This window comes from Streptococcus sanguinis (assembly GCF_019929225.1).
Classification (GTDB): Bacteria; Bacillota; Bacilli; order Lactobacillales; family Streptococcaceae; genus Streptococcus; species Streptococcus sanguinis_J.
The window spans coordinates 660,525-672,548 of the sequence record NZ_JAHZPA010000001.1; the positions used below are offsets into that span (position 1 = coordinate 660,525).

Sequence of the window (12,024 nt, forward strand, 5' to 3'; positions counted from 1 at the left end):
TACTCAATTTGTTATAAAAAATTTAAAGCATTAGTTTCTTGCGTGCTTTACTGCTGGCACTCGCTATTTTTAAATTGTTCCCTTAATATATTTTAGAACCTATCGTAAAATTAGTGTATAAAAAATAATCGTTTTTTATGATAATGTATAACACAAAGCTAAAGAGTATAAAAAAGCGCTAAAAACCGTCTCATTTCCCTAAAGGGGTTACTTTCCACAAGGGCTTATTATATACTTAATTTATGAAGATTATTAGAGAACTCCAAGTCACTTCAAACGAATTTTATGACTTCTTGGAAAGCGAGTTTCTGAATCAAATCAATCAAGCTGACAATCAAACAAAAAAGATAGATAGGTTAAAGAAAGGACTTCGTTACTCAAAATTGTCAGACAATGTCTATACTAAGACTGATTATGAGATTCTGGACTATCGTCGCCATGAAACCTACGTTATTCAAATCTCGTCCCATAGTGAAAAAACGATTACTTCCTACAAGACCAAGCCTTGCTCAAAAGGGCTGGAGGTTACGCTAGAACAAGAACAAAATAAATTGACAAAAAATTCAAAAAGCAAGCTCATCAAGTGGATGGGAGAGCTACTCTACTTTGGTCGTCTTTCGGAAAATCTTTATAAGATTCAAGGAGAAATCGAGAAGGCTAGAAAAGAGAAAACTCAGTAACAGGAAAATCCGATCCATACCTTCTTTTTTGTGCCCGGATTTTTTTATGACTCGCAGATATTCAGATAGTTCAAGGAGTAGATTATGAAACAAGGCATCACACCTCAATATTGGAAACAAGAAAACAGCGGTCGCTATTTCACTAAAGAAACTCAAATATTTAGTCCACTTCCTATTTTGACCGACACTTTACTGGCTCATCCAAAAGCAAGAAATGATGGCCAGCTGGCTTTCCCTGCCATTCATTTCATAGAAGGGATTTCCCGAGAAGTCGGACAAGAGGTCATGCAGTCCTTTTCACTTCCCTATCCATCCAACCCTGAAGCGCACATCGTAAAGGTTGCTCAAGACGGCATTTTCGTTTATGCCTTGTCCCAGCGTGGCTTATTTTATGGGGCCATTTCAATTATCCAAATGTTGCAGGATGGCTACTTGCCTTATGGCTTGGCCTACGACGAACCCGTCTGTTCTGAGCGTGGCCTCAAGGTCTTTTTACCGTCTCGTAAGAATATGGATTTCTTCAAGCAATTTGTGGATATGCTTGCTTTTTTCAAGTACAATACGATTATGATTGAAATCGGCGGTGCTATGGAATATAAAAAACACCCTGAAATTAATCAAGAGTGGATTAAATATTGTGCTGATATGGCTGAATACTCTGGCAAGACCAAAGAAATCCAAGACTATACCTTCCCTTGGTACAAGAATGCCATTCACATGGAGAATGGTGACGGGGAGTTTCTAAGTCAAAATGATGTGAAAGATCTGGTCCTCTACTGCAAGGAACGATTTTTTGAAGTGATTCCTGAGGTTCCCTCTCTTGGCCACTGTGACTACCTGATGCTTGGTCACCCAGAAATCGCAGAAATCCCTGAAGATCCTTATCCGGATACTTACTGCCCATCAAATCCTGCTTCTTATGAACTCCTATTTAATGTTCTGGATGAAATCATTGAGGTCTTTGAACCTGAAGTCATCAATATCGGGCATGATGAATACTATTCAATTGCCATATGTGAGCGCTGCAAAGGAAAGGCTGGAGCAGACATCTTCGCAGAAGACATTATCAAGATTTATGACTACCTCAAGCAGAAAAATGTCCGAACCATGATTTGGGGAGACAAGTTACTGAAAAATGCTATCGTTCCTGATGCGGGGCCTTTTGGTGGAGCAGAAATCATCATGTATACTCCTCAGTTCAAAAAAGATACAGGCAAAAAAGTTGGCATCATGCCGGCAACCTGGCAAGCCATTCACCAGATTCCCAAAGATGTCGAAATTCTCCATTGGCTCTGGAGTTTGGATGAAAAACTGGAAGATGAAGTTTTAGAAGAAGGCTTTAGTATCCGTTATGGTAATTTTGAAGGCTATCTCTTTCCGCATTGGGCTGAGCATTTGAAGAAGGGGAGCAAGGGAGCTATCATCTCCAACTGGAGTACCTTAAACGAGGTGATCCTGCAGAGAAATGTCATTTTCTTCGGCTTGGCCTATGCTTACGAGATGTTTTGGAATCATGACTATCGTGATGAAGACTATGCAACTATCCGTGATAAAACCTTATCATATCTCTTCCATTACCACTATCCTGACCTACAAAACCACACGCGCTGCCTTGAAACACTAGCGCATCCTAGCTGGATTGAAATTGGCTATGCTACTGACTATTTTGTGGAATACCAATGGTTTGTGGACGGTGTCTTCCCTGAAATGGAAACCTATCAAATCGGAAATATCCTACTAACCTATACTGATCAAACCGAGTTTACTGTTCCTATTATCTTTGGAGAAAACATTGGCAAAATAAGTGTTAACTGGGATCGGTCTACCAATACCAACCCTATACCTGGCGAACCCATCTATAAGGTAGATGAGCAATTATTTGAAGTCTCGCTTAGCACCAAACCTTATCAAAAAGACGGCCAGACTTTCTTTGCCTTTCCAATCCAAAATCCTTATCCAGAAAAGGAATTGAAGAATGTAGAGATTCAAACAGAAGCTAATAAAGATTGTCAAATTTTTGTTGATCAAATTGCCTATTATCACTAAACTTGAGGCTTATTTCAAGCTATCAGGTAGAAAGAGCGAAGTTTATTCGGAATCAGAATCATCCAATTCAAAAAGAACTACAAATTTCTAGACATAAGGTTACTGGACACACTGATTGCTTATCCTATTTGAAACGAAAGGAGGTGGGAGAGTGAGTGAAAAGAAAACATTTCTGAAACAATTCTTACGTCTCAGTCTACCGTTTTCTCTTCAATTTCTACTAGCCAGTGCTGTCAATCTAGCTGATGTTGTCATGATTGGACAGCTAGGGGAAAAACAAATCGCAGCTGCTGGTGCTGCCAACCAGATTTTCTTTCTCTTGACTATTGTACAGTTTGGTATCAGTAGCGGAGCTTCTGTCTTCATGGCCCAATACTGGGGAGCCCAGCGAATTGCTGATATGAGAAAAACCTTGGGATTAGTCTATATGCTGAGTGGGCTCATCTCCGCTTCCTTTACTTTAGTCGCTTTACTTTTTCCCAAGCAACTGATTGGTTTTTATATTCATGATACCGAAGCTATTCAGTTGGGCGCCCAATACTTATCTATCGTCTCCTGGACCTACCTGATGACAGCTATTACAACTTCTCTGGCTACTATGTGTCGGTGCAGTAATGAAGTTTTCTTACCAACTCTTGCAAGTCTCCTATCCATGGCGACCAATATCATTGGCAATGCCGTCCTTATTTTTGGACTGATTGGGTTTCCTAAACTTGGACTAGTTGGTGCTGCTATTGCCACCTTTATAGCTCGATTGCTGGAGCTTTGCTGGTTAGTCTTTGGTGTCTATCGAACAAGGATGGCTGGAGCCGCTAGCATAGCTGAACTCTTTGCCTTTCACAAAGACTTCGTTTATCAATTTTTGAAAAAAACCTTGCCAGTCGTCTTCAATGAAGGCGCCTGGTCTCTTGGAACATCAATTGGCTTGGCTATTATCGGACTATTAGGTACTGAAGTGGTGGCCTCCACCCAGATTGCTAGCGCCATTGCCCAAATTGGTTTTGTCTTTGTACGCGGTGCGGGAAATGCTGTAGCTGTTATGCTAGGCAATACCATCGGAGAGAATCAAGTAGAAAAAGCCTTACAAGATGCCAAGCGCTTCTTACTTCTATTACCTCTTATCGGACTTATCGTCAGCGTCCTACTCATCTGGGCTATGCCTTTAGCTCTGAAACTCTACAACTTAAGCAATCAGACAGAGCAGCTAACCATCTTGATGATTCAGTTAAATGCCCTGTTGTTTATTCCAAAAGCTTTTAGTGTTGTTTTAATCGTTGGGATTTTACGTAGTGGAGGCGATACCAACTATGCCTGCCTGCTAGATATTTTACCTGTCTGGCTCTTCAGCATTCCACTTGGCTATGTCCTGGTTAGCCTGCAGGCTCCCATTTGGCTAATCTTTCTTGTGATAAATGGCGAAGATATTCTCAAACCAATCTGGGGCATCCCTCGTGTTTTCTCAGGAAAATGGCTGCATAATCTTGTGCACGAGCGCATGTAAAAAAGCATCTAAATCACAACATTACCACAGAAATCGGAAGTGCAAATCCCGACTAAAAAGGGTAATGAGAGTTAGGTGCTTTTTTATTGGTTTGCTACTCTAACATACAATTTTATAACTTGCGCAGCATCTGAATTAAAACACTGACCTCTGCGTCATCTATAAGAATCTTAAAGCTTCGCTCCACTGTTCGAATGATTTTCCTAATGTGCTTATAGTCATCAGGGAATTTTTCGATAAGACCAGCAATTTCTTTACTGCTCTTCTTCAAGCATTCTCCTGAAAGGGTTCGCTCCACTAGACACGCAATATGAACAAACAAGCCTATTGTTTGCTCCTCTGTCAGCTGATAATAAAAATCAAATTCATCTAAAATAGCAGGAAGAATCTTTTTAATCTTAGCTAAGGAAGTATAGATAAATTGCTCTTCTAAAAATTGGTAAACTTTCTCATAATCGTAGCTATTGACAGAGGTTGGTACAAACATCAATAATTTATCTAGGTGCTCCTTGGGCTGCTCAAAGACATCTTTAATGGAAATGAAAGGGATGCCCATAATTTGAGGGTCGAAAGTTCCAACAAAAGCATGGACTTGATAGGTCTTTCTTAAAGCCATCACTTCCTCAATCAACATCTCCTTATTGGCAACTGACAAAGCAATGAAACGGTAACCCAACTTTGAATACTGATCAAGATAGTGCTTTAGCTGAAGAGAACCGCCTTCGCTGGTATAACAGAGTGTAATGATGATTTTTTCTTGGTCCCGATTTTTATAAAGCTGATTCATTTCCATATGAAAAGCGTGAAAGACACTGTCAATATCATTTTCTATCAAACAGCGCCGTGCAATCCCCATGCCAATCATAGTAATGGGAATTTCAAATTCTCTGATTTTAATCAGAGTTTCTTCTCGAATTTTATCCAGCATTTCCTTAATCGATCCCATATCATAGAGGACGATGACCCCTAAACCTTGGTCTAGCTCCTCAATTCGCTCTTTTAATTTGCGATAGCTTTCCTCTAGAGATTCTTCTAATAGAATATCAAAGCCATACACTTGGTTATTTTTAGTCAGCATCTTGGTTGACTCAGCCAAGGACTTGGCAACCCCTTTACCGTGCAGGACGTAGAGCAAGATAGGTCGTAGACTATCTTGTTTCTTTTCGGACTCAATAATAAACATGGTTAGGATGACGATTTCATCTATTGGAACAGCTAGTTGAAATCTTGCTTCTAGTTGCCTGGCAAATTTAGAACATTGTGCATACTCTATTGGATAATCCCGAATCACTTTCACAATAGCATCATTATCCAACTGCCGATTCAACGATCCTTTCTGCTTAATCATCGCATTGACATGAAGGCTGATGCCGTAATATGCCGTCGAATTAAGCTCTAGATTGAGTTCTTTTTGAACAGATAGAACAAAGGCTTGTACCAACTGAATCACTTCAGCAGAGACAATCGTCTCAAGCTGATTAAGATTTTCCAACTCATCTTCTTTCTCGACAAAAGGTTTGTATTCAATATAGCTTTGAATATAGTTTCTCACTGCCTCAAAAACATCATCCTGCTCTATGCCTCTTTCTGATAACTGAGAATATTCTGATTTAATTTTGTTATATAAATCATCCGACTCTTGCTCTGAAAAATCCAGTAATCCCAACTCCTTATCATAAATCAGCACCTTACGTTTGCCAATCAATTCATCGATTTTAACTACATTATGGCCACCTAAATGACGAATTCCTTGATAAGGAATGGGCAAATCGTCATTACTAAGTGTTAAATCTTTTAGTTCCGACCTCAGACTTCTTACAAAAGCATTGGCGCAAGCAGTTCGAACTACATATTCTAATTCTTTTATATTGCTAATATTCGCTGATAGGATGAAGGAATGAATGACATCACGCGGCACTTGAATATCATGCGCAGAATTCTTTGATTCGATAGCTAAAAAGTAATTTAGTAACTCTAGCTTTTCACTAATCGGTCTATTCGGATAAGAAGGCAGCTGGATTACAACAGGAAGTTTATTGGATAAATGTTCAGATAGCTTAGCATTACTTCCGATAATTACCAAACCTTTCTTCTGACGTCTCTTTTGTTCTCCTTCTCTGTGATTCAGCCAGGAAATCAATCTATTCTGAACCGCCGAAGATAGAACTTGTATGTTATCTATAAATAAAATTCCTTCTGCCACTTTCTCAAATACAGACTTCGTCGCCTCTGAGCCAAATAACAACTTCAGCAAATCATCCAGAACATCAATATAGTCTAAGCAGTTAATTTTTTCAAACAACTGAGGCTTACTAATAGCTTGATTTTGAATGGCAAACTCCATCATTTTATTAACGAAGTGAGTTCTACCAGCACCGACCTCGGATAAAATAAGTACAGGAAGGGCATAATTTGGGTATAAAATAGCTGCCTGTGCTAACTGGATGGCTGTTCGCAGGCTGCCATTTTCACCTATAATGCTTGGAAAATCCAAAGGATTTTCTACAAATACCTCTTTTAACTTGTATTGAACTGGCCGTGTATTTCCTTTAACGAGTATCCCTTCTTTTACCAATTGATTCAAAATAGTGCTCACATTTGAGCGTTGCATTCCTAAAGCGGCAGCAATTACTTTCGTTTCAAGGCCTTGCTTATCATTCTTTAGTAATTCTTGCTCTAGATATTCTAAGACTAGTGTTTTGGCAACCTTCATATTCTACCTCACTGATATTTTTCTCCCATTATCGTTATTCAATTTATCTTATACTGCAGCTTTATCCACCCACTTAGAGCCTTAGAGCTTACTCCCTATCATCCTGTCATTTCCTTATCAAACCTTTATAAATTTGAAACAAGAGGATAACAGAATACATAAAGGCCAACTGTTAATGAATGATATAAACAGCTGGCCTTTTTCTTTATCATTCAGGAATGAAATTCACCATTCATTCTTCTATCAGAAAACCAAGTCGTAAGGAGACTCCAATTTGTCCGCTAGACTGGCTAGAAACTCCGCTGCGGGCTGACCATCTACGACTTGATGGTCAAAAGTCAAGCTGAGCGGCAGGAATTTTTGCTCGTAGACCTGTCCTTGGCTGTCAAGAGCCAGCGACGTTTGCAAGGCACCAACTCCTAAAATGGCTACTTCTGGTATATTTAGGATAGGAGTGAAATACTCAATGTCTGCTCCCCCGAGATTAGTAATACTGAAGGTTGAACCTGAGTAAAGAGCTGGATCCAAAGTTCCTTTACGAGCTTGATTGGCTTCCGTTTTGATAGCTAAGCCCAAGTCAGCCAGCGTTAGCTTATCCACGTGACGAATGACCGGAACCACCAAACCATCACTAAGTGCCGTTGCAATACCGATATGAATATCTTCTACTTCCTGATATTGACCATTGAAATACCACGCATTGAGCTGAGGGTGATCTTTCAACGCCTTGGCAACAGCCTTTGTAAGCAGAGTTGTGATGCTGATTTCGCCATTTTCTAGTGGTGAAGCGACCTTATCCTTCATATCCTGCCTAAAGGCTATCAGCTTGCTGATATCCACCTTACGGTGCAAGGTCACCTGAGCTGATGTCTGGAGACTAGTCATCATCCGCTCTGCAATAGTCTTGCGCATACCTGTCAATCCTGCACCATAGTCAACTTGACCAGCATGCTGAAGGACTGCTGAGCTACTTTCAGGTGTTTGGTTTGGAAGTGCCTCTGGTTTATAGTTTTCCACATCCCGTCGGGTAATACGGCCATTGCCTCCCGTTCCTGAAATCAAGGAAATATCATATCCTTTTTCCTTAGCAATCTTACGGGCAAGAGGAGTGATGAAAATACGTCCATGTTCACTGTTTCCGACAGAGTTGGAACTTGCTGTCGCAGTTTTTTCTGCTAGTCCAACCCCTGCATCAGCTGCCCCATGCTCACTTTCTGACTGGTTCGCAGAGGCTCCTTCTGCTTCCATACCTGGAATAGATTCTCCTGCTTCACCAATCCATGCAATTACTTTCTTGCATGGGACAGTATCGCCCGCCTGACTGATAATTTTTAAAATCACTCCTGCGCTTGGTGCTTCTACATCGCTGGTCAATTTTTCAGAACTGATTTCTAAGACAGGCTGACCAGCAGCTACTGTGTCTCCTTCCTTGACCAGCCAGTTATTTATCAAACCTTCGGTCATTGTTAAGCCTAGTTTAGGCATTACAATTTCTGTAGCCATACTTGCCTCCCTTCTATCTCTTCAGATCGTCAATCAATTCTGCAGCAACAGTCAGAACCTTATCAGCATTAGGGATATAGAGCTGCTCCAGATTCACAGCAAACGGCACTGGCACATTTGGCGCGCAGACGCATTTTACCGGACCATCAAGATAATCAAAGCATTTATCAGTCACTACAGCTGCAATATCCGTTGCTGTGTTATTGTGAGGGTTGGATTCATCAACGATAATCAGTCGTCCAGTTTTCTTGACTGATTCAAAGACAGTCTCCTCATCCCAAGGAGCTACTGTTCTCAAGTCAATGACTTCGACCGAAATACCATCTTTTTCCAAGCGATCCGCTACCTCATAAGCAACATAAAGCATTTTACCGATAGTAACGATAGTGAGGTCTGTTCCTTCACGGCGGACAGCAGCCTTTCCAATTGGAACTGTATAATATTCTTCTGGCACCTCTCCCTTGATACCATAGAGAGTCTTATCTTCTGAATAAATCACGATATTATCGTCTTCAATGGAAGCCAGCAGTAACCCTTTAGCATCATACGGAGTTGCTGGAACAACTACCTTGATACCAGGAATAGATCCAAAGAGACCGTAATATGAACCCGAGTGTTGAGCTGCAGCCGAAGCTCCTGCCCCATGCATGGTCCGCATTGTCATCGGAACCTTGGCCTTACCGCCAAACATATAGCGCATTTTTGATCCTTGCCCCAGAATAGCGTCAAAGCAGAAACCGATAAAGTCATTGAACATCAGCTCCGGTACTGGCCGCAAGCCAGTCAGAGCCATTCCAACAGAAGCTGACACGTATCCGTGCTCAGAAATCGGAGTATCAATCACCCGCTCTCGGCCGTATTTTGGCATGAGTCCCTTGGTTACACCCATTACACCGCCCCAAGCATCTTCGTTTTCTTCTTCCAAGTGCTTGACTGTTACACCGCCAGCAATATCTTCTCCCAGAAGGATTACGGTGTCATCTTTTGCCATTGCCTGATCCAGCGCTTCATTGATTGCTTTCATAAATAACAGTTGTCTAGCCATTTGATCAACCTCCTTCTATCAATCAGCAAATACATCTTCCAGCAGAGACTCGGAACGAGGAATCGGACTGTCTTGAGCAAATTTGATAGCTTCTTCCACATCCTTTCGAGACTCCTCTAATATGGCATCAAGTTCCTCTTCAGTCAAGAGGCCATGCTCGATAGCGTAGTCACGGAAGACATCTAGAGCATCCACATCAGCCCAGTCTTTTTCTTCACCTTCCAAAGCCTTATACTTCTGCTCATCCCCTTCAAAATGACCATGATCGCGATATGTTACAGCTTCAATCAAGGTAGGTCCTTCCCCTCTACGAGCCCGCTCTACAGCTTCCTTGGCTACTTGGTAGACAGCGAATAAATCCTTACCATTAACCCGAACGCCGGGCATATTATAAGCAGCCGCTCTCTCAGCAATGGTGCCAGACGCTGAAGAATACCATTGCGGTGTCGATTCTGCAAAGAGGTTGTTTTCATTGACAAAGATAACTGGCAGTTTCCAAATTGATGCCATATTGAGACATTCGTGGAAATTCCCTTCATTGGCTGCACCGTCACCGAAGAAGCAGACAGCCACACTATCGGTTTTCAAGTACTTGTTGCGCATAGCAGCACCGGTAGCTAGACCAAAGCCTCCACCAACCATACCATTGGCACCAAGGATTCCCTTGTCCAAATCGGCGATGTGCATAGATCCGCCTTTTCCTTTTCCAAGTCCAGTCTCCTTGCCAAAAATTTCTGCCATCATTCCCTTTAAATCTCCGCCCTTAGCAACACAGTGACCGTGTCCCCGGTGAGTACTGGTAATATAGTCCTTGTCTGTCAGATTGGCACAGACGCCGGTAGCAATCGCTTCCTCTCCAGCATAAAGGTGAACAAAACCAGGAATCTGTCCTGCAGCAAAGAAACGCCGAGTATTTTCCTCAAAATTACGGATATCCCACATGGTTTTATACATGGTCTTGGCTTTTTCTTTGGAAACCTGCTCTACTTCAACTTCAGTAGCATCATAGACTTTTAAATCTACTAGCTCTGATACAGCACTTTGGTTTCTTGTTTTGCTCAATTGTTGTGGTAAATCTTTATAATTTGACATATTTTTACCTCCTCATTAATCGTCCTGAACGAGTCTTTTAGCGACCTCTTGTATTAGTTCTGAAGTGGTAGGATGGGCAAAAACTGTTTCAAGAACTTGATCCAGCGTTGCTTCAGCCTGCCTCAGCAAAATCAAATTCTGCAGAAGATCTGTACCGTTCGGACCAACGATGACTGCACCTAGTAGAAGATGGTATTTCTTTTCTGAGATTAGCTTGACATAGCCCTCTGTCTCACCTATAGCAATAGCCCGCCCGTTATAAGAGAAAGGTAGCTGTTGGACCTGAACATCATATCCCGCCTCCTCAGCCTCATCCTTGCTGAGACCAAAAGAAGCTACTTCAGGACTGGTGTAGAGCGAACGGGGGACACCGAGCGGATCAACTGCTTCTTCAGCTCTTCGGCAGATAGCTCTCACAGCTTTTATTCCTTCTGCACTAGCTACGTGGGCCAGCATATAAGATTCTAAGAGATCACCGATAGCATAAACATGCTCTTTGGATGTTTCGTAGTATTGATCTACCTTGACAAAATTTCGCTCCGTCAAGGCTAATCCCATATCCTTCGCTAGCTCTAGGTTTGGTTTGCGGCCAGTAGCGACTAAAAGATGGTCGAAAGCAACCTGCTCGTTCTCAAGCAAGACAGAATTACCAGTTACTTCCTTTATCTGCGCCCCCTGATAAATCATCACCCCCATTTTCTTTAGTTTCTTTTGAATCACATGTCGCGCTTCTGCTTCTTCGGTCAAAAGAATTTCTGGCGCAACCTCGATAACAGTAACAGCAACACCCAGAGGAGCCATAGCAAAAGCTAGCTCAATTGCGATAACGCCACCTCCGATAATGACCAACTTCTCAGGAAGCTCCCTCAAGTCAAAAAACGTATCCGTCGTTAGGTAGTCAACCTGTTCCAATCCCTTGATAGGTGGTACAAAAGGATAACTGCCAGTAGCCAAAATCACATCTTTGCCACTGGTTTCTTGACCATTGACAGAGAAAGTTCGGTCTTTGACAAACTTGGCCTGGCCTTCTATATACTCGATACCTAAAGACTTAAAGCTAGCATGAATTCCAGATTGCAAACTGGCAATAACCTGATTCTTTCGGTCTACCAATTTCTCAAAATCAATCCTTTCAAGCTTGCTCTCAATGCCATAACGCCTAGCTTCCTCCATTGTCAGCAGCCAATGACCGTGCTGGAGATAGGCCTTAGACGGTATACATCCTACATTCAGGCAGGTTCCGCCGATAGACTTCTTTTCTACCACAGCCACTTTCTTGCCCAAATGAGCTGCTTCTTCAGCAGCCACATAACCACCCGGTCCAGCACCGATAATCAAAACATCATAAACAGACAAAACAGGCCTCCTTTCATAAAATGCAAAGGGTGCTCCAACAATCAAAATAATTGCTGTCGGCTTTAGATACAAAAAGTATCTCATTATT

At 41.8% G+C, this 12,024-nt stretch carries 8 protein-coding genes; 3 read left to right on the top strand and 5 right to left on the bottom strand.

Features of this window, described 5'->3' with window-relative positions:
* The first annotated feature begins 242 nt into the window (after positions 1 to 242).
* From K1I80_RS03385 to K1I80_RS03395, 3 genes are all read left to right on the top strand, one after another.
* Positions 243 to 680, top strand: a complete 438-nt coding sequence (locus K1I80_RS03385; protein ID WP_223312887.1) for a DUF3284 domain-containing protein — start codon at positions 243 to 245, stop codon at positions 678 to 680.
* 84 nt (positions 681 to 764) lie between these two features.
* On the top strand, positions 765 to 2,726 hold the full coding sequence (locus tag K1I80_RS03390; RefSeq protein ID WP_223312886.1) for a family 20 glycosylhydrolase: 1,962 nt from the start codon (positions 765 to 767) through the stop codon (positions 2,724 to 2,726).
* Between the two features lie 115 nt (positions 2,727 to 2,841).
* Positions 2,842 to 4,227, top strand: a complete 1,386-nt coding sequence (locus K1I80_RS03395) for an MATE family efflux transporter (protein WP_223312885.1) — start codon at positions 2,842 to 2,844, stop codon at positions 4,225 to 4,227.
* A 112-nt stretch (positions 4,228 to 4,339) separates the two neighbouring features.
* On the opposite strand, the gene K1I80_RS03400 is transcribed toward K1I80_RS03395, so the two are convergent.
* The 5 genes from K1I80_RS03400 to lpdA form a co-directional block, all read right to left on the bottom strand.
* Positions 4,340 to 6,940: a PRD domain-containing protein gene (locus K1I80_RS03400; protein ID WP_223312884.1), complete on the bottom strand. Its 2,601-nt coding sequence runs from the start codon at positions 6,938 to 6,940 to the stop codon at positions 4,340 to 4,342.
* Positions 6,941 to 7,183: 243 nt separating this feature from the next.
* A complete protein-coding gene (locus K1I80_RS03405; protein WP_223312883.1) occupies positions 7,184 to 8,443 on the bottom strand; it encodes a dihydrolipoamide acetyltransferase family protein in 1,260 nt (419 codons plus the stop codon).
* Positions 8,444 to 8,456: 13 nt separating this feature from the next.
* Complete coding sequence (locus K1I80_RS03410) at positions 8,457 to 9,488, bottom strand: alpha-ketoacid dehydrogenase subunit beta (protein WP_002895536.1); 1,032 nt, start codon at positions 9,486 to 9,488, stop codon at positions 8,457 to 8,459.
* 18 nt (positions 9,489 to 9,506) lie between these two features.
* Positions 9,507 to 10,580 (bottom strand): thiamine pyrophosphate-dependent dehydrogenase E1 component subunit alpha, encoded by a 1,074-nt coding sequence (locus K1I80_RS03415; RefSeq protein ID WP_002897599.1) that lies wholly within the window; start codon positions 10,578 to 10,580, stop codon positions 9,507 to 9,509.
* A gap of 15 nt (positions 10,581 to 10,595) precedes the next feature.
* On the bottom strand, positions 10,596 to 11,936 hold the full coding sequence (lpdA, locus tag K1I80_RS03420; RefSeq protein WP_223312882.1) for a dihydrolipoyl dehydrogenase: 1,341 nt from the start codon (positions 11,934 to 11,936) through the stop codon (positions 10,596 to 10,598).
* Positions 11,937 to 12,024 lie beyond the last annotated feature (88 nt).

Excerpts from the sequence above, each read along its gene's own strand:
- K1I80_RS03385 (WP_223312887.1), top strand. The coding sequence starts at position 243 with ATGAAGATTATTAGAGAACTCCAAGTCACTTCAAACGAATTTTATGAC.
- K1I80_RS03390 (WP_223312886.1), top strand. The coding sequence starts at position 765 with ATGAAACAAGGCATCACACCTCAATATTGGAAACAAGAAAACAGCGGT.
- K1I80_RS03400 (WP_223312884.1), bottom strand. The coding sequence starts at position 6,940 with ATGAAGGTTGCCAAAACACTAGTCTTAGAATATCTAGAGCAAGAATTA.
- K1I80_RS03405 (WP_223312883.1), bottom strand. The coding sequence starts at position 8,443 with ATGGCTACAGAAATTGTAATGCCTAAACTAGGCTTAACAATGACCGAA.
- K1I80_RS03410 (WP_002895536.1), bottom strand. The coding sequence starts at position 9,488 with ATGGCTAGACAACTGTTATTTATGAAAGCAATCAATGAAGCGCTGGAT.
- K1I80_RS03415 (WP_002897599.1), bottom strand. The coding sequence starts at position 10,580 with ATGTCAAATTATAAAGATTTACCACAACAATTGAGCAAAACAAGAAAC.